Origin of the sequence: Primorskyibacter sp. S187A (assembly GCF_049800955.1) — a bacterium.
GTDB lineage: Bacteria > Pseudomonadota > Alphaproteobacteria > Rhodobacterales > Rhodobacteraceae > JAKVBH01.
Genome location: NZ_JBNAGA010000001.1, coordinates 2,188,196 through 2,213,500 on the forward strand (window position 1 = coordinate 2,188,196; position 25,305 = coordinate 2,213,500).

Annotated in this window: 21 protein-coding genes and 1 riboswitch; of the genes, 3 read left to right on the top strand and 18 right to left on the bottom strand. The window is 61.6% G+C overall.

The window, feature by feature from the left end; all coding sequences use genetic code 11:
• Positions 1 to 20: 20 nt before the first annotated feature.
• The 7 genes from ACP15S_RS10905 to ACP15S_RS10935 form a co-directional block, all read right to left on the bottom strand.
• Positions 21 to 1,445, bottom strand: coding sequence for a UDP-N-acetylmuramoyl-tripeptide--D-alanyl-D-alanine ligase (locus ACP15S_RS10905; RefSeq protein WP_425039600.1), 1,425 nt, complete (start codon positions 1,443 to 1,445; stop codon positions 21 to 23).
• Entirely contained in the window at positions 1,442 to 2,917 is a 1,476-nt protein-coding gene (locus ACP15S_RS10910) for a UDP-N-acetylmuramoyl-L-alanyl-D-glutamate--2,6-diaminopimelate ligase (RefSeq protein WP_425039601.1), read from the bottom strand. Before ACP15S_RS10910 ends, ACP15S_RS10905 begins: the two co-directional genes overlap by 4 nt.
• A 47-nt stretch (positions 2,918 to 2,964) precedes the next feature.
• Positions 2,965 to 4,755: a peptidoglycan D,D-transpeptidase FtsI family protein gene (locus tag ACP15S_RS10915; protein ID WP_425039602.1), complete on the bottom strand. Its 1,791-nt coding sequence runs from the start codon at positions 4,753 to 4,755 to the stop codon at positions 2,965 to 2,967.
• Entirely contained in the window at positions 4,752 to 5,114 is a 363-nt protein-coding gene (gene ftsL, locus ACP15S_RS10920) for a cell division protein FtsL (protein WP_425039603.1), read from the bottom strand. The genes ACP15S_RS10915 and ftsL overlap by 4 nt, the downstream gene beginning before the upstream one ends.
• Positions 5,114 to 6,094 (bottom strand): 16S rRNA (cytosine(1402)-N(4))-methyltransferase RsmH, encoded by a 981-nt coding sequence (gene rsmH, locus ACP15S_RS10925; RefSeq protein WP_425039604.1) that lies wholly within the window; start codon positions 6,092 to 6,094, stop codon positions 5,114 to 5,116. The genes ftsL and rsmH overlap by 1 nt, the downstream gene beginning before the upstream one ends.
• 3 nt (positions 6,095 to 6,097) lie before the next feature.
• Positions 6,098 to 6,547, bottom strand: coding sequence for a division/cell wall cluster transcriptional repressor MraZ (locus ACP15S_RS10930; protein ID WP_425039605.1), 450 nt, complete (start codon positions 6,545 to 6,547; stop codon positions 6,098 to 6,100).
• A 638-nt stretch (positions 6,548 to 7,185) separates the two neighbouring features.
• On the bottom strand, positions 7,186 to 8,247 hold the full coding sequence (locus ACP15S_RS10935; RefSeq protein WP_425039606.1) for an Mrp/NBP35 family ATP-binding protein: 1,062 nt from the start codon (positions 8,245 to 8,247) through the stop codon (positions 7,186 to 7,188).
• Positions 8,248 to 8,465: 218 nt separating this feature from the next.
• Between ACP15S_RS10935 and ACP15S_RS10940 the strand changes: the two genes are divergently transcribed.
• Entirely contained in the window at positions 8,466 to 8,678 is a 213-nt protein-coding gene (locus tag ACP15S_RS10940) for a DUF1127 domain-containing protein (RefSeq protein ID WP_425039607.1), read from the top strand.
• 359 nt (positions 8,679 to 9,037) lie between these two features.
• Here ACP15S_RS10940 and ACP15S_RS10945 read toward each other — a convergent pair whose 3' ends face one another.
• The 6 genes from ACP15S_RS10945 to metZ all read right to left on the bottom strand — a co-directional run bounded on the left by ACP15S_RS10945 (position 9,038) and on the right by metZ (position 17,459).
• Positions 9,038 to 11,395 (bottom strand): ATP-dependent helicase, encoded by a 2,358-nt coding sequence (locus ACP15S_RS10945; protein ID WP_425039608.1) that lies wholly within the window; start codon positions 11,393 to 11,395, stop codon positions 9,038 to 9,040.
• A gap of 104 nt (positions 11,396 to 11,499) precedes the next feature.
• Positions 11,500 to 13,086 carry a 5-guanidino-2-oxopentanoate decarboxylase gene (locus ACP15S_RS10950; RefSeq protein ID WP_425039609.1) on the bottom strand — a complete coding sequence of 529 codons (1,587 nt, stop codon included), beginning with the start codon at positions 13,084 to 13,086 and terminating at the stop codon, positions 11,500 to 11,502.
• Positions 13,086 to 14,534: a TrkH family potassium uptake protein gene (locus ACP15S_RS10955; protein ID WP_425039610.1), complete on the bottom strand. Its 1,449-nt coding sequence runs from the start codon at positions 14,532 to 14,534 to the stop codon at positions 13,086 to 13,088. Before ACP15S_RS10955 ends, ACP15S_RS10950 begins: the two co-directional genes overlap by 1 nt.
• A 59-nt stretch (positions 14,535 to 14,593) precedes the next feature.
• Positions 14,594 to 14,824: a DUF1127 domain-containing protein gene (locus ACP15S_RS10960; RefSeq protein ID WP_425039611.1), complete on the bottom strand. Its 231-nt coding sequence runs from the start codon at positions 14,822 to 14,824 to the stop codon at positions 14,594 to 14,596.
• Positions 14,825 to 15,058: 234 nt separating this feature from the next.
• Entirely contained in the window at positions 15,059 to 16,159 is a 1,101-nt protein-coding gene (folE2, locus tag ACP15S_RS10965) for a GTP cyclohydrolase FolE2 (protein ID WP_425039612.1), read from the bottom strand.
• Positions 16,160 to 16,277: 118 nt separating this feature from the next.
• A complete protein-coding gene (metZ, locus tag ACP15S_RS10970) occupies positions 16,278 to 17,459 on the bottom strand; it encodes an O-succinylhomoserine sulfhydrylase (protein WP_425039613.1) in 1,182 nt (393 codons plus the stop codon).
• Between the two features lie 74 nt (positions 17,460 to 17,533).
• Positions 17,534 to 17,612: riboswitch (SAM riboswitch) on the bottom strand.
• 118 nt (positions 17,613 to 17,730) lie between these two features.
• Between metZ and ACP15S_RS10975 the strand changes: the two genes are divergently transcribed.
• Entirely contained in the window at positions 17,731 to 18,606 is an 876-nt protein-coding gene (locus ACP15S_RS10975) for a hypothetical protein (RefSeq protein WP_425039614.1), read from the top strand.
• A 7-nt stretch (positions 18,607 to 18,613) separates the two neighbouring features.
• Here ACP15S_RS10975 and ACP15S_RS10980 read toward each other — a convergent pair whose 3' ends face one another.
• The 3 genes from ACP15S_RS10980 to ftsY form a co-directional block, all read right to left on the bottom strand.
• Positions 18,614 to 19,231, bottom strand: coding sequence for an inner membrane-spanning protein YciB (locus tag ACP15S_RS10980; protein WP_425039615.1), 618 nt, complete (start codon positions 19,229 to 19,231; stop codon positions 18,614 to 18,616).
• Between the two features lie 14 nt (positions 19,232 to 19,245).
• Positions 19,246 to 20,151, bottom strand: a complete 906-nt coding sequence (locus tag ACP15S_RS10985) for a DMT family transporter (protein ID WP_425039616.1) — start codon at positions 20,149 to 20,151, stop codon at positions 19,246 to 19,248.
• A 70-nt stretch (positions 20,152 to 20,221) separates the two neighbouring features.
• A complete protein-coding gene (gene ftsY / locus ACP15S_RS10990) occupies positions 20,222 to 21,763 on the bottom strand; it encodes a signal recognition particle-docking protein FtsY (protein WP_425039617.1) in 1,542 nt (513 codons plus the stop codon).
• A gap of 100 nt (positions 21,764 to 21,863) precedes the next feature.
• Between ftsY and ACP15S_RS10995 the strand changes: the two genes are divergently transcribed.
• Positions 21,864 to 22,769, top strand: coding sequence for a lytic transglycosylase domain-containing protein (locus tag ACP15S_RS10995; protein WP_425039618.1), 906 nt, complete (start codon positions 21,864 to 21,866; stop codon positions 22,767 to 22,769).
• 6 nt (positions 22,770 to 22,775) lie between these two features.
• Here ACP15S_RS10995 and ACP15S_RS11000 read toward each other — a convergent pair whose 3' ends face one another.
• Positions 22,776 to 23,594, bottom strand: a complete 819-nt coding sequence (locus ACP15S_RS11000; RefSeq protein ID WP_425039619.1) for a hypothetical protein — start codon at positions 23,592 to 23,594, stop codon at positions 22,776 to 22,778.
• Between the two features lie 73 nt (positions 23,595 to 23,667).
• Positions 23,668 to 25,305 (bottom strand): NAD(P)H-dependent oxidoreductase subunit E (locus tag ACP15S_RS11005; RefSeq protein ID WP_425039620.1); only part of this gene is annotated, 1,638 nt, incomplete at its 5' end.

Below are 25,305 nucleotides of genomic sequence, written 5' to 3' on the forward strand. Positions count from 1 at the left end.
TGCTCGTCCCTCATCACATCTTATTGTGTTTCGCCATGGCCCATTTTGCGGATCGCGTCAACAACAGCGGCCAATCCGACAGAGAGCGATCCCTTGACCATGACCACATCCCCCGCATCCAGGCGGCGCGGCAATTGCTCTGCCATCTCCGCGGCTGTTTCAGCCCACACTCCTTGCCGGGCCTCAGGCAGCGCGGCATGCAAATGCCGGGTCAGCGGACCTACGCAATGGACCTGATCCAGGATTTGCACGCATTCGAGCTTTGCGACATCCGCATGCAAGGCGGCCGCAGTCTTGCCCAGCTCTTTCATATCGCCCAGAACCGCAATGCGGCGTCCTTTGGACACACGCCCAATGTCATGGCGAACCTCTGCAGCGGCCAAGACCTCCAACGCGGCGGCCATAGAGGTCGGGTTGGCATTGTAGCTGTCATCAAGAAGTGTCAGCACCGCCTCGGCATTGCCCGCATCCAGCGCGATCTCTTCGCGCACGCCGCGCCCGGCGTAGGGGCGCCACTGGCCCAAGGCAGTGGTGGCGCGGGCCAGATCACCGCCCACCCCGGCGACGCAGGCCATCGCGCCCAAGGCATTCATGGCGAAGTGGCGCCCGGCGCTTTGGATCTTGTAGAGCACAGGACCACTGGGGACGCGCGCTTGTGCGATGGTGGTTTCGCCCTCGAGCAATACCTCGCCCAAGGCATAATCCGGCGCGTTGGTTCCAAACCAAAGCGCCTCAGACGCGTGCCGACCGGCAAAGTCCCTCAAAATGGGCGCGGTTTCGATATCAGCGTTCAACACTGCAATACCCGCAGGCTCGAGCCCCTCAAGGATTGAAGCCTTTTCACGGGCGATCCCCTCGATGCTCTCAAACGCTTCCAGATGCGCAGGGGCAACCGTTGTGACCATGGCCACATGGGGCCGCGCAAGTCGTGCCAGCGGGGCAATCTCACCGGGCGCATTCATCCCGATCTCGATGACGGCGAACTCTGTCTCGCGCGGCATGCGGGCCAGCGTCAGGGGCACTCCCCAATGATTGTTGTAGCTTGCCTCGGCCGCATGGGTCCGGCCTTGCGCGGCCAGCATCGCGCGCAGCATCTCCTTGGTCGAGGTCTTGCCCACCGACCCGGTAATGGCGATCACCTTGGCCTCTGTGCGCGCCCGCGCCGCCCGGGCCAGATCTTCGAGGCCTGTCAAAACGTCAGGCACGACGAGCAAGGGCGCGTCCGCCGGGACGTCATCGGGGATGCGCGACACCAAAGCGGCCCCAGCACCCGCTTGCAAGGCTTGGGCCACGAAGTCATGCCCGTCCCGGGCCGCCTTGAGCGCCACGAACAACTCTCCGGGCGCAAGCGTGCGTGTGTCAATCGACACGCCGGTAACGGTCCAATCTCCCTGCGCCACGCCGCCTGTAGCGGCAACGGCCTCTTCGACATTCCACAACGTCATGCACCCAACCCATCCAATGCCGCGACTGCGATCGAGGCTTGTTCCACATCATCGAAGGGATGTTTCGTCCCGGCGATCTCCTGCCCGGTCTCATGGCCTTTGCCGCAGATCAAAAGCGCATCACCCGGCCCCAGCGCATCAACGCCCAAGAGGATCGCCTTGGCGCGATCCCCCTCCTCGGTGGCCTCGGGGCAACCTTCGCGCACGGCAGCGCGGATCGCCGCAGGGTCTTCGGAGCGCGGATTGTCATCGGTGACGATCACCTGATCTGCATGGGCTGCAGCCGCCTGCCCCATCAGGATGCGCTTGCCTGCGTCGCGATCCCCGCCAGCGCCGACAATCGCCACGAGCCGTCCCATCACATGGGGCCTGAGCGCCGACAGCGCGGTTTCAATCGCATCGGGCGTGTGCGCGTAATCCACGAAGACGGCAGCACCGTTGGCCCGGGTGGCTGCGAGCTCCATGCGGCCGCGCACGCCCTTGAGATCGCCCAATGTGTCAAAGACACGGCCCGGGCTCTCGCCCGCGCCGATCACAAGCGCCGCCGCCAGAAGCACGTTTTCCGCCTGAAACCCGCCAATGAGGTTCAGCCGCACCTGCTGGGCTTTTCCAGCAAAGGAAAAGCGCAAGTCCTGCCCTGTCGCATCAAATCTGGCGTGCAGCAGCTGCAAATCACAGCCTTCCTGCTTGCCAACCCGCATAATGCGCTGGCCCCGCGCCTTGGCGCCCGGCGCCACACGGGCGACAGCGGTGTCCTCAATGTTCAGCGCAACGATCCCATCTTCAGGCAACACGCGCGAGAAAAGCGCCTCCTTGGCCGCGAAGTACGCCTCAAACGTGCCATGATAATCCAGATGATCCTGCGTGAAGTTTGTGAAACCCGCGGCCGTGAGATGCACCCCGTCCAGGCGGCGTTGATCGAGCCCATGCGAGGAGGCCTCCATGGCGCAATGAGTCACGCCTGCCTCAGCCGCTGCGGCCAGCGCGCGGTGCAGGGTTATGGGCTCGGGGGTTGTGTGTTGCAGCGGAAATTCCCAGGCGCCCTCAACCCCGGTCGTGCCCAGATTGACCGCTTTGTGATCCAGCAACATCCAGATTTGACGGCAAAAATTCGTCACGGACGTTTTGCCATTGGTCCCGGTGACCGCGATAATTTTCCTGGGTTGCGCGCCAAACCAGAGCGCGCTGGCATGGGCGAGCGCCTGACGCGGATCTTCGACAACAACCAGGGCTGCGCCGCTCTCAGCAAGCTCGGCCTCAGCGATTGCGGCGCCATCACGATCCGTGAGGATGGCTGCCGCGTCCATGCGCAAGGCATATTGGATGAACTCGCCGCCATGCACCCGGCTTCCCGGCAAGGCGGCAAAGAGTGTTCCGGGCGTGACCTCACGGCTATCAACAGCCAAGCCCGTGATCCGGGCCTCCGCGCCGCCACGCGCTGTCAGACCCAGCTCCGCCAATGTCTTGCTCATGCCTGCGCCGTCCCCCGTCTTGCCTGCCTCACCTGCCTTGCAAGGCTTCAGTCTTTCACGAGGCTTATACCAGCGAGGCTTTTGGGTTCAACGGTGGGCCGCAGCCCCAAAAGCGGCGCAATCCGCGTGATGAGTTCTGCAGCGACGGGCACAACGGTCCAGCCTGCCGTGCGCCGCTCTTCACCAGCGGCAAAAATCTTGGGTTCGTCGAGCACGAGGATCAAAACGTACTTCGGATCGTGCACGGGAAAGACCGAGGCGAATGTCGTGATGTTCTTGTCTTTATAATATTGGCCGCGCGCGTTGGTCTTGTCTGCGGTCCCCGTTTTGCCCGCAACAGCATAGCCCGGCACGTCGCCAAAATTGGCGGTCCCGTCGGGATGGCTCACCACGAGGCGAAGCATGGCACGTGACTGCGCTGCGGTCCGCTCGGAGATGATCCGTTCGCCAAGCTGTGGGCCGTTCTGGCGCAGCAAGGTTGGTTGCACGAGATGGCCGCCATTGGCAATCGCGGCATAGCCCGAGGCCAGATGCAGCGGCGATGTGGAAATGCCGTGGCCGTAGGAGACCGTCATCGTAGACAACTCCGACCAGCGCGGCGGCAAGAGAGGCTTGCCACCCCGCGCCTCAATAATCTCCAGCGGCGTGATATCGAACATGCCCAGCTGGTCGAGGAAGGACTTTTGCCGCTCGGTCCCGATCATCTGGGCAAGCCGTGCTGTCCCGATGTTGGAGGATTTCACAATCACCTTCGTCGTAGACAACTCCTTGCCGTAGTTGGAGAAATCCCGAATACGGTGCTTGCCCCACTTGAGAGGCCCGCGGATGTCGATCATCGTATTCGGGTTGACCAACCCCAATTCGAGCGCCTGGGCCGAGGTGAAGATCTTGAAGGTCGAACCCAGCTCATAGACCCCCTGGACCGCGCGGTTGAACAAGGGGCTGTCCGATGGATCGCCCTCCACCGCAGGGCGCGGTCGATCATTGGGGTCGAAATCCGGCAGCGAGGCCAGCGAAATCACCTCGCCCGTATGGGCATCCATCAAGACCGCCGCTGCGCCTTTGGCATTCATGATCGTCTTGCCACCTTGCAGCACTTGCTCGACAGCGGATTGGATCGTCAGATCAAGAGACAATTCCAGAGGCGCACCTTCGCGGGCGGGATCGCGCAACAGCGCGTCGAAATACTTCTCAATGCCCGCCGTGCCAATGACTTCGGCAGAATGCACGCCCTCGCGCCCGAAACTTGTGCCGCCCAGAATATGCGCGGCCAGCGCGCCATTGGGGTAAAGACGCATCTCGCGGGGGCCAAACAGCAGCCCGGGCTCACCAATATCATGGACGGCCTGCTTCTGCTCCGGGCTGAGCTTCTTGCGCACCCAGACGAATTTCCGCTTCTCATCCGTGAAGCGCCGCAGCAGGTCTTCCTCTTTCATCTCCGGGAAGATCTCCGCCAGCGCACGGGCCGCGCGCTCGGGCTCAATCATCTGGTGGGGATGTGCGTAGAGCGAATGCGTCTCCATGTTGGTGGCGAGGATACGGCCTTTTCGGTCAACAATATCAGCGCGTTGCGCAATGATTGACGCGCCTGAGCTCTGCGCGCGAGGCTCTGCCGGCTCGGACGCAGCCAAAAGCCCCATGCGCGCGCCCACCACCAGAAAGGCGCAGGCAAACATGACGGCAAGCACAAGCAAACGGCTCTCGGCGCGCGAGCGCATGAGATCGCGCATTTCTTCATGGCGCAGCCGGATGTTTTCGCGCTCAATGGCGTCGGGGTTCTCGCCCTTCACACGGGCCTCTAAAATACGCGCCAGCGGGCGCAGCGGTGTCCGTGTCATTGCGAGACCTCCCCTTGGGGGGCGCCAAGGCCGGTCACATCCACGGGATCGGAAATCACGAGCGTCGTGGGCAGAGGGGGAAAGGCCACTTGATCGACGCGCCCAAACTGCTCAGCGCGCAGCGGCAAAAGACCCATGCGCGGGAAATTCAACTCCGCGAGATCGCGCAACCGATCGGGCCGGTTGAGATAGGCCCATTCCGCATTGAGCACCGACACGCGCGCCCGCAGCTCGCCGATTTCGCGATTGAGCTTGGCTGTCTCGGACAGGGCTTCCTGCGTCTTGTAATTCTCATGATAGGCCCAGAACGCGAGCCCAACGACGGCCAAGGCCGTCAACACATACATAAACGACCGCATCAGTCTCTCCCCTTGAGTAGCGGTGTGGCAATGGATTTGGCGTCAATCTCGCCGGCGGCAGCGCCCGTGCGCCGTGCCACCCGCAAACGGGCGGAGCGCGACCTTGGATTGCGGGCCAGCTCTGCCTCCGACGGGCCAACGGCCTTGCGCGTCACAAGTTCGAATTGCGGATCAACCTGAACAGCCTCTGGCGCATAGCGATTGGCATTGCCCGTGCGGCCTGCGCGCGCCTGCAAGAAGCGCTTGACCATGCGATCCTCGATGGAATGAAACGTCACGACAGCGAGAAACCCGCCTTCTTTCAAAGCGCGCTCGGCGGCCATAAGGCCCTGATAGAGCTCGCCATATTCATCATTCACCGCGATCCGCAACGCCTGAAAGGTGCGCGTGGCGGGATGGCTCTGCCCCGGTTTGGCGCGCGGCAAACAGCGCTCGACAATCTCCGCAAGCTCACCCGTCCGCGTGAGCGGCCCCGCCGCCTTGATTGCCCGGGCAATCCGGCGTGAGGCCTTTTCTTCGCCATAGGTGTAGATCACACCGGCCAGTTGTTGCTCGTCCAGCCGATCTATCAGGTCCGCCGCAGTCTCGCCCTCCTGGCTCATCCGCATATCAAGCGGACCATCGCGAAGAAACGAAAACCCGCGCTCGGCCTGATCCAGCTGCATCGACGACACGCCCAGATCGAGCACAATCCCATCGAGCCCTGTGGCCACTTCATCCATCCGGGAAAAAACCGTCGCGTGAAAGGATGTCTTTGCCTGGATATCATCAGGCAGGGCACGCAGCTTGTCTTCCGCCAGCGGATCACGATCCACCGCGTGCACATGCGATGCGCCCGCCTCCACCAGCCTGCGCGTATAGCCACCATTGCCAAAGGTCCCGTCGAGCCACACGCCCGAGACCGGGGCAACCGCGTCAATCAAAGGATCTATAAGCACAGGAATATGCGCTGCGTGCGGGGCATGATCCGCAGTAGCCATCGCCTAAGCTCCGCCCAACAAGGAGAGCGGATCAAAGTCGTCGTCCTGTTCTGCAAGGAAGGCGTCCATCTCAGCCGAGACTTCGCGCTCATAGGTTTCAGAGTTCCAAAGCTCGAAATAGTCACCCATGGCGACCATCATCGTCTCGCCGCCTGTCTCTGCGAGGCCGATCTGGATGCGGCGGTCCTTGGGCAGAACGATCCGGCCGTCTTTGTCGACCTCCGTCTCCCAGGCCCGCCCGAGGATCATGCGCGAGGCGGTTCGCCGCTCTGCTGAACCGCGCGGGAGCTTCTGAATGTCTTCCTCGATTTCCGCCATGGCTTCGATCGTGTAGACATGCAGGCAGTTCTTCAGATGTGGACCGTAGAGCAGAACCAGCCGGGGATTGGGATTTTCAGGGCATTTGGGATCGCCTGCTTCGAGCACACGGCGAAAATCAGCAGGGATCGACATGCGCCCCTTGCTGTCAACCTTCTGGTTGAACTCGCCTCTGAAGCTCGGACCCAACGTGCCTGCTCCTCTCCCCCGGGGTTGAAACTAAAAACGGCGGGTTGATCTGCTGCCACTGATCAACCCGCCGCTGATCCCGCATGGCGGGATATCTCCGACTGCGCGCGCCACCTGGGGGGATGTCTGCTCGCCCGCGCGCCGGATCCTGAGAATGAGTGAGCGCCTGTATGAAACCTGCTTGTTTTTGTTTTTTGCGGTTGGGGTCGTTGCCCCGTGTGCCCGTTCTCATTCGATGAACAAGGGATGCCATGGGAATTCATGGAAATCAACAGGTTTTTACGGGAATTGCGCCTAGAAACGGGCGCGCTGGTTGCTTTCGGACATTGAAAATACGCCGATGGCAGCCATTTTCTCGCGGATGATGTGATCCTAAATTCCAAGCACACTAAATGTAGTATCCGGGTGAGCGTTCAAAAAAATCCCGCGAAATACCAAAGTTTTTCGCCTTACGCAGAGAATACCCGCATTTCTCCAGATAATTCCACACGGAATTGCCTGAGGATGGGCCATGCGCTGCGACACCCGGGCAAGCGTTTTGCCCAGATTCCATGAAATCCCAAACTGACTCGCTGTATAGCGCCTCAGGCCATGCCGCCCTGGATCAACCGATCTGCGAGACGCGCATAGGCCTCGGCCATGCTGCCATCCCCTGCGGCCACCGGCGTTCCGCTGTCTCCTGCCAGCCGGGTGTCGAGATCGATGGGCAATTGACCCAGGATCGGCACCCCCATCGCCTCTGCCTCCGCCACGACGCCGCCAGATCCAAAGATATGGCTGTCCTTGCCGCAATGCGGGCATGTGAAGACGGACATGTTCTCAATCAATCCCAAAACCGGCGTCTTGAGGGTCTGGAACATATCAAGCGCCTTGCGCGCATCCAGAAGCGCCACGTCCTGAGGCGTAGACACAACGATCGCGCCCGAAACCTCCGATTTCTGACACAATGTCATGGCCACATCCCCGGTTCCCGGCGGCAGATCCACGAGCAGCACATCAAGCTCGCCCCATGCCACCTGCCCCAGCATCTGTTGCAGCGCCCCCATCAACATCGGCCCCCGCCAGACCACGGCCTTGCGCTCTTCCAGCATCAAGCCGATGGACATGATCGTGACGCCATGGTTCTGCAGAGGGATAATCGTCTTGCCATCGGGGCTTGCGGGACGTTTGGATACACCCATCATACGCGGCTGCGACGGCCCGTAGATATCGGCATCCAACAGGCCCACCTTGCGACCCTGCTTCGCCAGAGCCACTGCGAGATTGGACGTCACGGTGGATTTGCCAACCCCGCCCTTGCCAGACCCGATCGCCAGAATCCGCGCCACACCGCTGGGCTTCATCGGGTCGGCTTGCGGCTTGGGATGGCCGCCGATCTTGAGCGACGGCGGCGCCTTGGCCTCGTGCGCCGTCAGGGCAGCGGTGACACGGGTCACGCCGGGAAGCTGCCCGACAAGCTTTTCGGCCGCTTGCCGGAGGGGCTCCATCTGCTGGGCGATCTCCGGGCTCGGCGCTTCGATAACAAACCGCACCATCCCGTTCTCAACCGAAATGGCGCGCACCATATCGCGGGAGATCAAATCCCCCCCATCAGGCAAGGCCAATCGCGCAAGAGCCTGCTTCACCTGTTCCGTCAGATCGGCCATATTCGTATCCCGCCTTAATATTGATCACTTGGGTGGTAGTGTGGTGTCTGAACAATCGCTTTCAAGGCGTTGCCCGAAAAGCTGTCTGGTTTGCCCGAAATCAAGGCGTCTTCCCATGCAATTGCTGCATAGCAGCATTGATGCGGAGGCTATTGTGCAGCTGCAGCATTTCCCTACATACTGCCTACAACCAAACCCGATAGCCTATGAGACAAGACATGGCACATATCACAACGAACACACATCACAGCACCGGGCTCTTCGCCCGCGTGGCCGACATCTTCCAAACTCTCCGTCTGCGTTGGACGCGTTACACGATTTACCGCAAAACCCTTGCAGAGCTGTCCGCGCTTACTCCGCGCGAACTTGATGATCTCGGCATCACACCGTCCATGATCCGCCGCATCGCGTATCAATCGGCCTACCAATAAGGTTTCGGACGCGCCTCTCCTCCTCCCTGGCGTGAACGATAGCTGCGACGGCATCTTTCCTCCCATCGATGTCGTCGCCTTTTTACAACGCCCGAAAGGGCAGACATCCAGCGAGCGTCCTCCTCCCTTTTCGCTCAATGGATCACCAGAAACCCGGCGGCTCTCCTCCCTATTGCTCCCGGGTTTCGACAGACAGGCTGGCGATCCTCCCTTCACCAGTCGTCTGACACGGGAATTGGCACCTCTCCCTCGCCAATTTCCACATAAAGAGACGGCGTCGCACCTCCCGCGGCGCCGTTTTTTCTTGGCAGACCGGAAACATGATACTGGAGATGGCGCAGGCCTTTGCCCACCTGATCTCAAAATGGAACGTCGTCGGCGCCAGTGATGAACTTCGCCACAACTTTCTTGATCCCTGCCTTCTCGAAATCGATTTCAAGCTTGTCGCCCTCAACCCCGATGATGGCGCCATAGCCGAACTTTTGATGGAAGACCCGATCGCCCATCACATGGGAGGACACGGCAGCGGCATCAATCACCATGTTCTTGCTTTCGCGCGGCTGCGACATTGGGCGCTGCGATGAGCGCTCCTGCAAGCGCCGCCAGCCCGGCGAATTGTAGACATTCGCGGCCGCCGCGGCATCCTCGAGGCCGGATTCGATGCCCGACCCCATGGATTGCGCCCCCATGCCGCCGCCGTAGAGACCCGGCGGCGTCAAAACATCCACATGCGCCTCAGGCAGCTCATCAATGAACCGTGACGGGAGCGCATTTTGCCACTGTCCAAAAACACGCCGGTTGGCAGCGAAGGAAATCGTGCAGACCTCCTCGGCGCGGGTGATCCCCACATAGGCCAGACGGCGCTCTTCCTCGAGGCCCTTGATCCCGCTCTCATCCATGGAACGCTGCGACGGAAACAGCCCGTCTTCCCAACCCGGCAAGAAGACCGCCGGGAATTCCAGCCCCTTGGCCGCGTGGAGCGTCATGATGGAGACCTTGGCCCCACCATCGTCGCTCTCATTGTCCATCACCAGACTGACATGCTCGAGAAAGCCTTGCAGGTTTTCGAACTGCTCCAGCGCTTTGACAAGCTCCTTGAGGTTCTCAAGTCGCCCCGGTGCTTCGGGGGTTTTTTCATTTTGCCAATGGGTGGTGTAGCCGCTCTCGTCGAGAATGATCTCCGCAAGCTCGGTGTGAGAGAGGCCCGCCTCGCCCGTCATGCGGGACCAGCGATCAAGCCCATCCACAAGCACGCGCAGCGCAGCGCCACCTTTGCCCTTGATGAGGCCACCCTCAACACAAAGCCGCGCGCCCTCTTTCAGCGACACACCGTTTTCGCGCGCCGTGCGCTGGATCGTCTGCTGCGCCTTGTCCCCCAGCCCCCGCTTGGGCGTGTTCACAATGCGCTCAAACGCCAGATCATCCTCGGGGCTCACAACAAGTCGGAAGTAGGCCATGGCATCGCGGATCTCCATCCGCTCGTAAAACCGCGGGCCACCGATCACGCGATAGGGCAGACCGATGGTCAGGAACCGATCCTCAAAGGCGCGCATCTGGTGCGACGCGCGCACGAGGATGGCCATCTGATCCAGCGAAAAGGGCCGCATACCGCGCGTGCCAGATTGCATCGCCTCGACCTCTTCCCCAACCCAGCGCGCCTCTTCCTCACCGTCCCAGTGGCCAATCAGGCGCACCTTCTCGCCGTCCTGCGCATCGGTAAAAAGCGTCTTGCCGAGCCGATCCTTGTTGCCATCAATCACGCCAGACGCCGCCGCGAGGATATGCGGCGTCGAACGGTAATTCTGTTCCAGCCGAACGACCTTCGCGCCGGGAAAGTCCGTCTCAAAGCGCAGGATGTTGCCAACTTCCGCCCCGCGCCATCCATAGATCGACTGATCGTCATCGCCGACACAACAGATATTCTTGTGCCCCGAGGCCAGCAGCCGCAGCCACAAATATTGCGCCACGTTGGTATCCTGATACTCGTCCACGAGGATGTAACGGAACCAACGCTGGTATTGCTGCAAGACATCCTCATGGGTCTGGAAAATCGTGACCATGTGCAACAGCAGGTCGCCGAAATCACAGGCATTCAGCTCCTTGAGCCGCGTTTGATACTGCGCATAAAGCTCCACGCCGCGCTGATTGTACGCGCTGGCCTCTGCCGCCGGGACCGAAGACGGCGTCCAGGCGCGGTTTTTCCAACCATCGATGATCGACGCAAGCTGGCGTGGCGGCCAACGCTTGTCATCAATATGGGCGGCCTGAACCAATTGCTTGAGCAGGCGCAATTGATCGTCCGTATCGAGTATCGTGAAATTGGACTTGAGCCCCACCAATTCAGCATGCCGACGCAACAGCTTCACACCAATGGCGTGAAAAGTGCCCATCCATGGCATGCCTTCCGCGGGTTGACCCAGCAGGCGCCCCACACGGTTTTTCATCTCGCGCGCGGCTTTGTTCGTGAAGGTAACCGCGAGGATTTCATTGGTCCGCGCTTTATGCGTGTTCAGCAAATGCGCAATGCGCGTGGTCAAGGCCTTGGTCTTGCCCGTACCCGCCCCCGCCAGCATCAAGACCGGACCATCGAGCGCCTCCACCGCCTCTCGTTGGGCCGGATTCAACTCATCGAGATAGGGCGAAGGCCGCGCCGCCATCGCACGCGCGGACAGCGAAGACGCCGCTTCGAACGCATCAAAATCATCAAAACTGCTCATGGCCGCATCCTATCTTGCACAAGCTCCGATGTTAAGCCTTGTTCTCTGAATGTTCGCAAGACCTTGCGCTTTCATCTTGCCCGAAAACTCCCGCCGGAGGCTCCCTAGCCCAGCAAACGCGGCGTCATCCGAATAAGGGTCGGCCCCTGCGCCTCTTGCGCCTGCATGACCGCCTCGGACAACGCCGCCAAAGTGCCCGGCTCCGTCGCGCGCGCGCCATAAGCCCGGGCCAACGCCAGAAAATCAGGGTTTTCCACATGGGTCGCGGTCGGCGGAATTTGCGCACCGGTCATGGCATCCGCAATCTCCTTGAGGGCGGTGTTGTCCCACAGAAGGATCACCACGGGCAGTTTGAGCTCCACCGCTGTGGCCAGCTCCTGGAGCGTATATTGCAAGCCGTAGTCTCCCGCGATGCAAAACACAGGCGCCCCCCGCCGCGCCATGGCGCCGCCAATGGCGGCGGGCAAAGCATAGCCCAGCGTGCCAAACCCCGTGGGATGGTGCCACAGCCCCGGCGCGCCCATATCCCAAACCTCCTTGGCCACATAGGCAAACTGGGTCATATCCGAGTAGATCAAGGCATCACGCGGGACCATGCTGCGCAGCGCATCGCAAAGCGGCACGATGCCGGGGCGCTCCGCATCCACCTCCGCGCGCCACCGCGCCCGCATCTGTGCAACCTCACCCGCAGCCCATTTGGGCGGCTGATCTTCAGCCCGCGCGCGGATCGCCACCCCGAGGGCCTCGATACAGCCCGCCGCATCGCCCAGCACTGGCATATCGCCGGCCTTGCACTGCGCCAGAACGGAAGGGTCGAGATCCACGCGGATCACCAGCGCCTCGCCGCCCAATTCATCGCGCCACAAATCCACTTCCGCCAGCTCGGAGCCAAAGACAACGACCAGATCGGCGGCGGCCAGAACACGCGCGCTCTCGGGGCGCGGCAGCATCGCGCCAAAGCTCAAGGGATAGTCGACCGGGACCAGACCGCGCCCCGCATATGTCGTGAAGGCGGCAGCCCCCGTCATCTGCAAAAGCGCGCCCGCATGGACCCCTGCCCGGGCCGCGCCGCCGCCGAAAATGATCAGCGGCTTTTGTGCTGCAAGCAGACGCGCGGCAATCTCCGAGATCTGCCCGTAGGCCACTTGGGCGGGTGCAGGGCGCGCAGCTGGAGGTGCCGCAGGGGCAGCCTCCTCCCCCGCCGCAGCGATCGGCACCTGAATATATTTCGGGCGCGGTCGTTGGCTCGCGAATTCCGCAAAAGCGCGGTCGAGCAATGCATAAGCCTCATCGGCATTTTGAGCCTCAAGCGCCCAATCGCAGACCGTGGCCGCCGCGGCGCGTTGATCACGCATCTGGTGCAGCTGTCCGCGCGGTCCGGCAGTTTGGTCGAGACAGGAGGACAGGCAGAGCACTGGCACTGAGTCCGAATAGGCCTGCCCCAACCCCGTCATGGCATTGGTCAATCCCGGACCCGTGATCGTGAGGCATACGCCCGGCCGCCCGCTGGCGCGGGCATAGCCATCCGCCATGAACGCCGCCCCGCCTTCATGTCGCGCCAGAACATGGGTGATGCCCGCCTCCTCGATACCGCGATACATCTCGATATTGTGCACCCCGGGAATGCCAAAGATGACATCAACCCCACGGGCCGCCAATGCATGCGCCATTTCCGCACCCAGTTTTCCCATCAAGCTCTCCAGAAGTACCGTGTGAAAATCGCGTAGACCGCGAGCAGTTCCAACCGCCCGATGAGCATCGCAAGCGCCAGCATCCACTTGGCGGCATCATTCAAGCCGCCAAAATTCCCCGAAGGCCCAATCTCATCGCCAAGGCCCGGGCCGATATTGGCCAAAGCTGCGGATGCCCCGGAAATCGAGGTGACAAAATCCAGACCCGTCAGCGACAGGGCCACAGACAACACACCCAGTGAGACCACGAAGAAGACGAAAAAAGACATCACGGAGCTCAAAACATCATCGCTCACGGTGCGCCCGTCATAGCGCGGCGTAAAGATGCCATGGGGGGCTCTGATGCGCCGGATCTGCGCCCGGATCGAGGCAAAGAGCAGCTGGTAGCGGAAAATCTTGATCGAGCAGGCCGTCGAGCCCGCGCAGCCTCCAATGAGACCTGCAAAGAAGATCACCGCCACCGGCAAGCCGCCCCAGAGCATGTAATCCGTGCTGGCATAGCCCGTTCCCGTGAGGATCGACATGCCATTGAACAACGTCTTGCGCAGCGCTGCCTCCCCTTCCATGCCAAAGACGCTGACCTGCCACAAAAACAGCCCCGTGACGAGAACGGCTGCCGTCATGAAAAAGCCGCGCACCTGCGCGTCGGTCAGGATCGGGCGCACGGTCCCCGTTGTCATTTGGACAAACCGCACAAAGGGCAAAGCTGCCAGCGCCATGAAGAGAACCGCCACATATTCCGCAGAGGCCGAAAACGCGCCAAAGGACGCGTCATAATTGGCAAAACCGCCTGTAGCGACGGTGGTCATGGCATGCACGGTGGCATCAAAGGCGTTCATCCCCGCCAGAAGATAGCCGCCCGCGCAGGCCAGTGTCAGCGTGATGTAAATCGTGGAAATACGGCTGGAAATCTGCGTCGCCCGGGGCAGGATCTTGCCAAAGGTATCGAACCCTTCCGAGCGGAAGATCTGCATCCCGCCCACGCGCAGCTCGGGCAGGAACACCATCGCGACAACAATAATGCCAATGCCCCCCAACCATTGCAAAAGCCCGCGCCACAGCAGCAGACCCTTTGGCAATTCATCGAGGCCTGAGAACACCGTCGAACCCGTTGTCGTCAGTCCGGACATCGCCTCAAAGAAGGCATCGATAAAACGCGCGTCCGTCTCGCCCAACATGAAAGGGATGGCCCCAAAAATGGGCAAAGCCACCCAGACACCCGTGGTGAGCAGAAATGTCTGCTGAATGTTGAGACCTTTCTGCACCCCGTTGGAACAGGCCAGGGCGGTCAGCCCGCCTGCGAGGATTGTGATAACCGCGCTTTCAATGAACACCGGCCAATGGCCACGCCCCTCCGCGAGATCCACGAGAAAGGGCAAGAGCATCATGACGCCCAAGACGGCCACCAAGAGGCCAATCACATATCCAACTGGGCGCAGGTCCACCATGTGTGGAGCGTTGGCGCGAGCTTGGTGCAGTGTCAAGAGCGGCTGTGGGCCCTGCGAGATTACCGGTGTGAGAACATGTCCTGAAAGACATGGGCCGCGATGTCCGCCCGTCTGAGGCCACGCGCCGCCAACTCGCCGTCGCTCAAACCTTCAAGCTGCGCAATCTCGTTGATCCGACCGCGCGTCAACGACTGTGGGTTCATGCCCAGCCCCAGGGTCAGGACAAACAGATCCAGACGCGCGCGCCACCCCGGCGCCGGATAGGCAAACTGAACATTCGACAGCGTCATGGCATGCGCCCCTCTGATCTGATCGGAAACAGGTCCGACCCAAAGATACCAAGTGCAGGGCTAACACTTGGTGAATGCTTAACAGCTCGTTCGCTCTTCCCAGCGCGCCTTGCAACGATGGCCCTGATAAGTCAGCTAGACTGTCCCGCAAAAAGACAAGACGCAGGGGCACATCAGCACCTCTGCGTCTTTTTAATTGCGTAAAACGACAGCACATGCCGCATCGTTGAGCGTCTAGCCGGTGTGGATGAGGCTCGCGAAGAGCTTGGGATCGATGGAGCCTGTGTCAAATGTCGGGCCCGAGACAAGCACGCTGACGGCATCATGGCTGTGCAGGCTCTCCTGATGGCTCGCCACGACGCGGAAATCGCCGATGCGCCCATCCACTTGCAGCTGCTCACAAAAGAGCCGGGCCGCGTCTTCCACGAAAATCGGGTTGGCTGCGTTGAGCTCTGCAAAGGCTTGCTCGTCTTCGCGTTTGACCATCACCTGCGTTTCCGTCGGCACAGCCGTGCGACACATTTCGATCAGGTCTTCAAACCACAAGCATGGCGTTCCGGGCGCCAGCACAAGGCTGATGCGCGCCACCGAGCGCTGCGAATGCGGTGTGGCCAGCTGGCCCCGTTCCTGCCGCGCATGCTCAGACAGCTCCAGAGAACACGGACACGTGGACGAGTAAACATAGTCAAGATGCACGATCTTTTTGCGCACGCCCGCAACTTCGATCAGCTCCAGGGCAATATCGTAATATTGGTAGCCGGAGAGACCTGAGCGCAGGCTGCTCACCTTGAGCGGGAAAGAAAACCGCATCTGGATGCGCGCGTCGAAACTCTCGAGATCGCTTTTGTAGTCATCGAGCGCCGCTTCGATGACATCGAAACTGAAGGTCTTCTCGGCGTGGGCATAAAACGAGCGCATGATGCGGCTCATGTTGATGCCTTTCTTGTCCGCATCGAGGCTGACTGTGCCAGTGACGGAGGTCTCCAGCATCAATGTGCCGTTGTCGCGGGTGCGGTATTGGATGGGCAAGCGGAAGTTTGAGATGCCTACATGCTGGATCGGCTCATTGGCGCCCCGGATCAGGCTGGCCGGGCCATTTTGCAAATCGGGCATGCGCGCCTTGTACGTGCTGTCGACCTCGAAATCCGTCGGATAGACCGTCGAGAGCTCGGGATACTCGGGCGTGTAGTCGGGTAAAAGACGCAGCACGTCTCCATCGAGCGCCACGATCTCCGCATCGCCGGATTTGCCCGCCCATTGGCGCAACACAGCCAGCGCCTGTTCAGCTTCTTCCTTGCTGGGCTTACGATCGACGTCGGGCGTGTAGATGTTCATGTGCGCTTCCCCTCCGGTGCCTCACGCGACTTAAGATAAGCGCGAGAGGCATAATTGCAATTGTGTAGCTTGTATACGTCCGGTGGGAAAACTGGATCAAAACCGACGCATCTTGGCGTCAAACCGCCTCCAAGGCGCGCAGGATATCCCGCTCAAGGTCCTGAGGATCCTCGATCCCGCAGGAGAACCGCACCAACCCCGGTGTAATGCCCAATTCGGCCTTTTGCGCATCCGGCAAGCGTTGATGGGTCGTGAACGCAGGAGGTGTCGCGATGGATTTTGCATCGCCCAGATTGTTGGAAATCACCGCGATCTCCAGCGCATTGAGGAACCGAAACGCTGCATCGCGCCCGCCTTTGATGTCAAAGCTCAAAATCGTGCCGCCCGCGCCCATTTGCCGAGAGACAAGGTCATGTTGCGGATGCGAGCTATGGCCCGGATAGATCACGCGCGAGAGCTTTTCATGCCCCTGCAAAGCTTCGGCCAGCACCATCGCATTGGTTGTCTGGGCCCGGACGCGGAGTTCCATGGTCTCCAGACCCTTGAGCATGACCCAGGCGTTAAACGGGCTCATCGCGCCGCCCGTGTGCTTCATGTAAGGCTCAATCGCGCCGCGGATATGCTCCTTGGACCCCAGGATCACGCCCCCCAGCGCACGGCCCTGACCATCCACGTGTTTCGTTGTGGAATACACAATAATATCAGCGCCTTGCTGAACGGCTTTGGAGTACACCGGCGTTGCAAACACGTTATCCACAACAACGAGCGCGCCCTGCGCATGCGCAATCTCGGAAACGGATTGAATATCAACGACTTCCAGCGCGGGGTTCGAAATCGTCTCGAAGAAACACAACCGCGTATCCGGCCGTACGGCCGCGCGCCAGGCATCAAGATCCGTTCCGTCGATCAGCGTGACGTCAACGCCATATCTCGGTAAGATATTCTCAAGGATGTAGAGGCAGGAGCCAAAGAGCGCGCGCCCGGCGACCACATGATCCCCCGCCTTCAGAAATGCCATGAGCGCGCCGTTGACCGCCGCCATGCCGGAGGCCGTGGCAAAGCCATCTTCCGTACCTTCCAACGCGGCGATGCGCTCCTCGAACATGGCCACAGTGGGATTACCGTAGCGCGCGTAGATGAACTCGTCTGGCCCCGATTGCAAAAACCGCGCTTCTGCCGCTTCCGCCGTGTCATAGACAAAGCCCTGCGTAAGAAACAGCGCTTCACTCACCTCGCCGTATTGCGAACGGCGCGTGCCTGCATGCACTGCTTTCGTGCGTGGATTCAGATCATCACTCATGGGTTATCCCTTCCAAAACAAAACCCCCGATCCGGCGAGGCGAACGGGGGTCCCAGATGGGCCTGTCAGGCCGAAGGGGCGTCGTTTCAACCTTTTAGCGGTGTGTTTTTACCGTGGCCCGCAATCCGGAAACAAATCGCCACGTCTTGAGGTGGGAGTTACGGTGTTGCGCGCAAATGGTCAAGACCGTTACGCAGATGTAACCGCCCCTTTACGCCAGTGTCATAGCGTTAAGCCCTCTGATCGCTACAAGATATAGTGGGGCAGCAGCATGGCACTTCTACAACTGGCCATCGAGGGCGAAACGCCGCGCCTCTTTGGATCGCCCCGCGCGCTGCGCCCCGTTCTGCTGCAAGCGCTGACGCAACACCCGGGCCCGGTCACTTTCCTGATCCATGGCTACAAATATACGCCGGGCCACAACCGTCGCTGCCCTCATAAAACGATCTTTGCCGCCCCGCGCGCCAATCCGAATTCCTGGCCTGGGCGGCTCAGGACCGGCGGTGTCAAACTCGCCATCGGATGGCATGCCCGGGGACGTTTGCAGACGGTTTACGCGCGCGCTGCCGAGATCGGCAGGTCTGTGGCCCAATTGAGCGATCTCGTGGCCATGCTCAGCCCAAGCCGCTCCCAGCATATTCTGGGCCATTCCATGGGCGCGCGCGTCGCCCTCAGCGCCGCAGCACAGGCGCAAAACACGCGCCTGCGCAGCCTTATCCTTCTGGCGGCGGCTGAATATCGCAGTTCTCTGGACCAAACCATGATTGAGACAGCATCGCCCCATCTCAAGGTGCTTCACGCCACAAGCCGGGAAAACCTGCTCTTTGATCTTTTGTTTCAAAGCATGATTGCAAAGCCATGCCCGGGCGATCGCGCCATTGGGCTGGCCCCCTTGCCACACGCCAACGCGTTGAGCTTGCAGATCGATCACCCGGCCACCCGTGCCGCATTGGCGACGCTGGGCCATGAGATTGCTCCCGCCGAGGGCCGGATCAACCATGCCGCTCCCTACCGCCGTGCAGGTGTGTTCGGGCTTTATTCAGCGCTTATTCGGGGCGATCTCGGGTTCGAGCATCTGTCGCGACGGCTTCAATCAGAGCCTGCGACGTCTCAGGCCCAGCACGGGGCGCTGCCCCAACTCGCCTGAGGCGCCATCACGTGCTTGTGTCGCTATCCTCCTCCGTCTCCAGATAGCTCTGCAAAGCCGCAAACTGGAGCCACAGGAACACAAAGAGCGCAATCGGGAAGCCAAAGGTTTCGATTTTGACCCACAGATCGGTCGACATCGTTCGCCAGATGATCTCATTGGCCACTGCAAGCGCTGTAAACGCGAGCGTCAGACGCTTGGTGAGGATCATCCATCCCTCCTCCCGCATGGGCAGCACATCGGCCAGCACATATTGCAGGTAGCTCTTGCCCCGCAACAGGCCGATACCCAGGATCACCGCGAAGAACCCATAGACCAGCGTTGTCTTCATCTTGAAGAACCGCTCGTCATTGAACCACGCCGTCAATGCCCCGAAGAAGATCACCATGAAGGCCGTAAAAACCTGCATGCGGCTGATTTCACGGGTCAATGCCCAGAGCACACCCATGGCCACCAGCAAGATAGGCACAAAGGCCACAGTGGCGACGATAAAGCCGGAATACTCCGTGCCCCCAATGGTATAGGTCTCATCGCGGATGCGCATGTAGATCACGAAAAACGCAATCGGCGGGCCCAGTTCGAGGACCTGTTTCAAAATGGGATTGACCGGGCGGGCATTGCTCATGGGGAATGGTCTCCTTATCCGCCAAATTCCACTATCACGGCCCCTGCCGCGATCAAAGCCATCAACGCCATGCGGCGCGGACCAACTGTTTCACGCAAGAACAGCCAGCCAATCAGAGCCGCGAAGACCGTCGATGTTTCCCGCAATATGGCCGCCTCGCCCACCTTGTCGAGCCGAGTGGCCAACATGATGGATCCAAAGGACAAAAACGCGATAACGGCCCCCATGGCGCCACGGATCATGAGCGGGCGCAGCGCGAGATGGGCAAACTTGTGGCGTTGGCGCAGGGCGACCAGAAGCGGGATGTCCAGCGACGTCACGAAAAAGAACCACGCCAGAAAGGTAAACGGATCGCTGCTGGCGCGGATCCCATAGGCGTCATAGGTGGTATACAGCGCCACAAAAAGCCCCGTGGCCACGGCAAGCCACAACGCGGGGCGCAAGGTGGCGCGATCCGTTTCGAGGAAGGCCAGATTGTAGGCCGCCAGACCAAAAATCCCGCAAAGCAGGACCGCGACGCCCGCCCATTGGATCCCGGTGAACGCCTCCCCAAAGAGCAAATAGGCGCCAAAAACCGTAAAAAGTGGTCCTGTGCCGCGCACAACCGGATAAACGACCGTATACGCCCCGCGCGTATAGGCGGCGGCTTGCAGGCACTTGTAGCCGAAATGGATGACCAGCGCGCCCAGCAAGATCGGCCAAAGATGCGCTTCCGGCCACGGCACAGCGAAGAGCGCCAGCGGGGCTGCGAGGACAAATATCCAGACATCAATGACCGCGCGACTGACCCAGGGGTCGTGCCGCCCTTTTTGCAACGCGCCGAAGACGGCATGGAGAAACGCCGCCAAAAGGGCCAAACCGAGCGCCACATTGTGGCCCGCCTCGGTGCCCTCAATGGCCAGGACCCACTCTGTCAGCATCGCGAGGACGGGGGCTCTGCCCCCGGCTGCGCCTCCCCCGGGATGTTTTTGGCAAGAGGAAGGGGGGCGATCATTCCTGCAAGGTGAGGCCTGTGAGGGCGGCGGCGTAATCCTCCGGGTCAAAGGCATCGAGATCATCGATCTGTTCGCCCACGCCGATGGCATGGATCGGCAGGCCGAATTTGTCCGCCAGCGCCACGAGCACGCCGCCTTTGGCGGTACCGTCGAGCTTGGTCATCACGAGGCCCGAGACGTCCGCCAGTTCCTGAAAGGTCTTGACCTGTGACAACGCGTTTTGCCCCGTCGTCGCATCCAGCACCAGCAGCGTATTGTGCGGCGCATCAGGGTCTTTCTTGCGGATCACCCGGACGATCTTGGCGAGCTCTTCCATCAGGTCCGTTCGGTTCTGCAAACGCCCGGCCGTGTCGATCAGCAAGAGATCCGCGCCATCACGGGCCGCTTTCTCCATCGCGTCAAAGGCAAGGCTTGCCGGGTCCGATCCCTCGGGCGCCGTCAAAACCGGGACACCCGCCCTGTCGCCCCAGACCTGCAGCTGTTCCACCGCGGCGGCGCGGAACGTATCGCCCGCCGCAATGACAACAGACTTTCCCGCGGCGCGGAACTGGCTGGCCAATTTGCCTATCGTCGTGGTCTTGCCCGAGCCATTCACGCCCACCACCAGAACCACTTGCGGCTTGGACGGATAGAGCGGCATGGGGCGCGCGGCTGGCTCCATCACGCGGGTAATCTCCTGCGCCAAGAGCTCTTTGATTTCCTGAACGGAAAGCTTCTTGCCCATCCGCCCTTCCGCCATATTGGCCGTGATGCGCAAGGCGGTATCCACGCCCATATCCGACGCAATCAGCAGCTCTTCGAGTTGCTCCAACATGTCGTCATCGAGCTCGCGGCGCATGACAGGCGCGCTGGAGCTCCGCCCCAGAATGCGCCCCAGCAGGCCAGGAGACTTCGGCGCGGCGGCGGCGGCTTCTGCTTCGGCGGCGCGACGGGCGGCCTCTTGCTCGGCGCGGGCCAGTTCTGCGGCACGCGCGGCCTCGGCGGCACGCGCCTCTTCCTCGGCGCGCTCGCGGGCTTCGATCTGTGCCAGCCGGGCCGCTTCGGCACGCTCGGCTTCGCGCCGCGCGGCCTCCTCAGCGGCACGGGCCTGTTCTTGGCGGGCCGCGCGCTCGCGTTCGGCTTGCACCTGTCTTTCGGCATCTTGCCGGGCGGCGGCCTGTGCGGCCGCTTCGTCGCGTCTGGCTTGGTCTTGTGCCCGTTTCTCTGCCTGAGCCTGCGCCTCCGCCAGATCTGCAGCCTCTTTTGCCGCCCGTTCTGCGGCCTGCGCCTCTGCCTCAAGCCGCGCGGCATGGGCGGCGGCCTCCGCCTCGCGCGCCAGACGGGCTTGCTCTGCGGCGCGTCTTTCCTCCGCAAGCCGCGCCTCGTCGGCCTGCCGGGCTTCTTCCGCGCGTTGCTGTGCCTCCTGCGCCAGGGTGTCCGGCGCGGCCTCCGCAATCTCCTCGACCACGCCGCCATCCTCAACAATCGCTTCCAGCCCCTCATCCAGCTTGGACGAAGACTTGAACAGCCGCTCTTTCATCTTCTTGAAAAAGGACATGGCTTTTTGCACCCCTTGTGGCCTGCATCCCACCTATACACTGCGCCCGGGCAAGAAAAGGCCCGCTTGACGCAGTGAGATGAGACGCCACAGTGCGAGGATGCGGTTTTTGTTCCTCTCAATACTTTTGCTTTGCTCGTCACTCGCCGGATCACTGTCCGCCGCACCGCGTGACAGCGCGCCCGGGCGGCTTTGCTCACAAGGCCTCTTTGGCCCCGTCGAATGCGTGCGGACCGCGCATTTCGCCTTCGATGTCTGCGGGCAAATCGAACGTCAGGCCCTGCGCCATGGGCTGGATCCCCATTTCTTCGCGCGGCTCATCTGGCAGGAAAGCCGCTTTGATTCCAATGCGCTCTCCCATGCCAATGCCATGGGTATCGCGCAATTCATCCGCTCCACGGCCGATCTTCGCGGCTTGAAAGACCCATACAATCCCGCTGACGCCCTCGCGCATTCCGCCGCTTATCTGGGTGAGCTCACGCAGCGATACGGCAATATGGGACTGGCAGCGGTTGCCTATAATGGCGGTGAGCGGCGCGCGGACGGTTTGCTCAAAGGCGGCGGGCTGGCCCGTGAGACGATCGACTACGTCCGGGTCATCACCGGGCTCAGCGCCGAGATCTGGCGTGACACGCCGCCCGAGGACCACGACATGCGCCTGTCCAAAACAAAGCCCTTTCAGCGGGCCTGCCTCAATATGGCGCAAGACCGCCGCGTGAGCGCGCTGACCGTCACGCCGCCCAAGCCGAAGGTCGCCCGCTGGGGCGCGCAGTTGGCCTATGGCAAGACGCGCAAGGCGGCACGCGCCAATTTCCGGCGCGTGACGGCAAGCTGCTCTGCGGTGCGCGGTGCCAAGGTTGACATCATCCATGTGAACAATCGCGTTCGCGGACGCAGTGGATATTACATGGCGCGCATCAGCCGCAACGCCCGCGCCACGGCCGTTCAGATCTGCAAACGCGCCCGGGCGCAGGGATGCGCCTGTGCGGTCTACAAAAACTGGTAACGGGATTTACGCGCGATCGAGCTTCTCCCGGATGCGGCGCACCTGGATATAGCGATCCGTGCCGCGCTTCATCTGATGCTGGAGCGCCTCGAGCCGGGTGACATCGTTGATCGCGAAATCTGCGCGCCCCTTGAGATCCACCCGCATCGACAGGACCCGCAACGCCCAATATTGCACGAAAGGCTGGCGCGCGCTCTCAATGGCGCTGAGCAGCGCAGAGGGCAAGGCGCGGGCCGGATCGCCGCGCAACCAGGCCAAGGCGGCCAGGCGTTGCCCCTCGTTCTCGCTCTCAAGCCAGCCCAGCAAATCCGTCTCGGGCAGCAATTGCCCCGCCACCTGCTCCATCTGCGCAAACAGGCGCGTCATCCGGGCGGTGCGCGCGTTTCCCGATGACATGGCTTTGCGTGTGGCGACATATTCCGCGGCGATGTCTTCCAATGTGGCCAGGGACGCCTGCTCTGAGGTAGTGGGCGGCGCTTGTTGCACCAAGCTCGCATCCTCAGCCATTTCGCGGGCGTCCACGGCTGTCTCGCTGGCCTCAGAGGCGGCCTGACTTGCGGCATCGGCCTTTTGCTTGGCCTCGGCCGCGGCGCTGCGCGCATCTTGCAGCTCCGCTTCGAATTCGCCCAATTTGAAGCTCTTCAAGAAAGCGCCCAACCAGGGCAATCCCGCGAAAGCCAGCAGGCCAAATGCCAACAAATCGAACCGCTCGGCCAGCCCGCCCGGATTGAACAGGTAGAGACCCAGCATGGCAAAAGCCACCACGCTGAGGACGACGCGCACGATCCCGTCCATCAGGCCCTCTGTTGATGCCAGCCGCGCCATCACTTCGGGCAAGTGTGAGGCGGTGGGGAGGTCTGCGTCACCCTATCTGCTTTGGAACCTCTGAGAATACATCTCAGATTTCCTCTTTGAAGTGTTTGATAGTGAGTCGGATGGGGTTTGGAGCGGCTTGTCCGAGGCCGCAGATGGAGGCGTCGACCATGGCTTGGCTGAGCTCTTCGAGCAGCCCCTGATCCCACCTGTCCGCCTGCATCAGTTTGACCGCCTTCTCGCAGCCCACGCGGCAGGGCGTGCATTGCCCGCAGCTTTCATCCTCGAAGAAGCGCAGCATGTTGAGCGCGGCATCGCGCGCCTTGTCCTGATCGCTCAGGATCACGATGGCGGCAGATCCGATGAAGGTGCCATGGGCCTGCAGCGTGTCAAAATCCATCGGCACGTCACTGATCGACGCAGGCAAAAGCCCCGCTGAGGGCCCGCCCGGCTGATAGGCCTTGAACACATGGCCCTCCGCCATGCCGCCCGCCGCCTCGATCAGGTCCAGGATCGTCGAGCCCGCAGGCAGCAGATAGACGCCGGGCTGCTGGACACGCCCCGAGATCGAGTAGCTTCTGAGCCCGGTGCGCCCGTTCTTTTCCACCGAACTCAGCACCTCAGGCCCCTCGCGGCAAACCCGCGCCACCCAGTGCAGCGTCTCGACATTATGCACCAGCGTCGGACGACCGAAGACACCCACTTGCGCCACAAACGGCGGGCGGTGGCGCGGCAGGCCGCGCTTGCCCTCGATGCTCTCGATCATCGCGCTCTCTTCGCCGCAAATATAGGCGCCCGCGCCGCGCCGCAGATCGATATACCCCGGCGCCACCAGGCCGGCCTCCTCCAGCGCCGCAATTTCCGTCGCGAGGATATGCAGCACCGCCGGATATTCATCGCGCATGTAGATGAAGCAGGTCTCCGCTTCCACCGCCCAGGCCGCGATCAGCATGCCTTCGAGGAAGAGATGCGGCGTGCGCTCGAGGTAGTAACGGTCCTTGAAGGTTCCCGGCTCCCCCTCATCGCCATTCACCGCAAGGTAGCGCGGACCGGGATTGGCCCGCACAAAGCCCCATTTCTTGCCCGAGGGGAAGCCCGCGCCGCCAAGCCCGCGCAGCCCCGATGCAAGCACCTTGTCCTGCACCGCTTCCCAATCGCCGCCCGCCCGCAGCGCCTTGAGCGCCTCATAGCCACCCGTCGCCTCATAGGCCACCAGCCCCTCATAGGGCGGCACATGCGCATGGGTCTGGCCCGACGCGATGGCCGTCTGCACCTTCTCAGGCGTCGCGTGGTCAATATGATGGTGCCCCAGCTCGAGCACCGGCGCGGTATCACACCGCCCCATACACGGCGCACGCAGCACGCGCACCTCATCTGGATCAAGACCCTCTTCCAGAGCCGCCTTGAGCGCCTGTGCCCCGGCAAGCTCACAAGACAGGCTGTCACACACTCGAATCGTCACGGCCGGCGGCGGCGCCTCGCCTTCCTTGACCACGTCAAAATGCGCATAAAAGGTTGCAACCTCGTAAACTTCCGCCATCGAAAGCCGCATCTCCTCCGCCAACGCCCGCAAATGCGCCGCCGACAGATGGCCATGGGCGTCCTGCAAAAGATGCAAATGCTCGATCAACAAATCCCGACGCCGCGGACGATCCCCCAAAAGATCCCGAACATCCGACAAGGCCAAATCGTCATACTGACGACCCTTCGGCGTAACACGACC

Bases quoted from the DNA above. Each gene is read 5' to 3' on its own strand.
- ACP15S_RS10905 (WP_425039600.1), bottom strand. From the start codon at position 1,445: ATGACGTTGTGGAATGTCGAAGAGGCCGTTGCCGCTACAGGCGGCGTG.
- ACP15S_RS10910 (WP_425039601.1), bottom strand. From the start codon at position 2,917: ATGAGCAAGACATTGGCGGAGCTGGGTCTGACAGCGCGTGGCGGCGCG.
- ACP15S_RS10915 (WP_425039602.1), bottom strand. From the start codon at position 4,755: ATGACACGGACACCGCTGCGCCCGCTGGCGCGTATTTTAGAGGCCCGT.
- ftsL (WP_425039603.1), bottom strand. From the start codon at position 5,114: ATGCGGTCGTTTATGTATGTGTTGACGGCCTTGGCCGTCGTTGGGCTC.
- rsmH (WP_425039604.1), bottom strand. From the start codon at position 6,094: ATGGCTACTGCGGATCATGCCCCGCACGCAGCGCATATTCCTGTGCTT.
- ACP15S_RS10930 (WP_425039605.1), bottom strand. From the start codon at position 6,547: ATGTCGATCCCTGCTGATTTTCGCCGTGTGCTCGAAGCAGGCGATCCC.
- ACP15S_RS10935 (WP_425039606.1), bottom strand. From the start codon at position 8,247: ATGGCCGATCTGACGGAACAGGTGAAGCAGGCTCTTGCGCGATTGGCC.
- ACP15S_RS10940 (WP_425039607.1), top strand. From the start codon at position 8,466: ATGGCACATATCACAACGAACACACATCACAGCACCGGGCTCTTCGCC.
- ACP15S_RS10945 (WP_425039608.1), bottom strand. From the start codon at position 11,395: ATGAGCAGTTTTGATGATTTTGATGCGTTCGAAGCGGCGTCTTCGCTG.
- ACP15S_RS10950 (WP_425039609.1), bottom strand. From the start codon at position 13,086: ATGGGAAAACTGGGTGCGGAAATGGCGCATGCATTGGCGGCCCGTGGG.
- ACP15S_RS10955 (WP_425039610.1), bottom strand. From the start codon at position 14,534: ATGGTGGACCTGCGCCCAGTTGGATATGTGATTGGCCTCTTGGTGGCC.
- ACP15S_RS10960 (WP_425039611.1), bottom strand. From the start codon at position 14,824: ATGACGCTGTCGAATGTTCAGTTTGCCTATCCGGCGCCGGGGTGGCGC.
- folE2 (WP_425039612.1), bottom strand. From the start codon at position 16,159: ATGAACATCTACACGCCCGACGTCGATCGTAAGCCCAGCAAGGAAGAA.
- metZ (WP_425039613.1), bottom strand. From the start codon at position 17,459: ATGAGTGATGATCTGAATCCACGCACGAAAGCAGTGCATGCAGGCACG.
- ACP15S_RS10975 (WP_425039614.1), top strand. From the start codon at position 17,731: ATGGCACTTCTACAACTGGCCATCGAGGGCGAAACGCCGCGCCTCTTT.
- ACP15S_RS10980 (WP_425039615.1), bottom strand. From the start codon at position 19,231: ATGAGCAATGCCCGCCCGGTCAATCCCATTTTGAAACAGGTCCTCGAA.
- ACP15S_RS10985 (WP_425039616.1), bottom strand. From the start codon at position 20,151: ATGCTGACAGAGTGGGTCCTGGCCATTGAGGGCACCGAGGCGGGCCAC.
- ftsY (WP_425039617.1), bottom strand. From the start codon at position 21,763: ATGTCCTTTTTCAAGAAGATGAAAGAGCGGCTGTTCAAGTCTTCGTCC.
- ACP15S_RS10995 (WP_425039618.1), top strand. From the start codon at position 21,864: ATGCGGTTTTTGTTCCTCTCAATACTTTTGCTTTGCTCGTCACTCGCC.
- ACP15S_RS11000 (WP_425039619.1), bottom strand. From the start codon at position 23,594: ATGGCGCGGCTGGCATCAACAGAGGGCCTGATGGACGGGATCGTGCGC.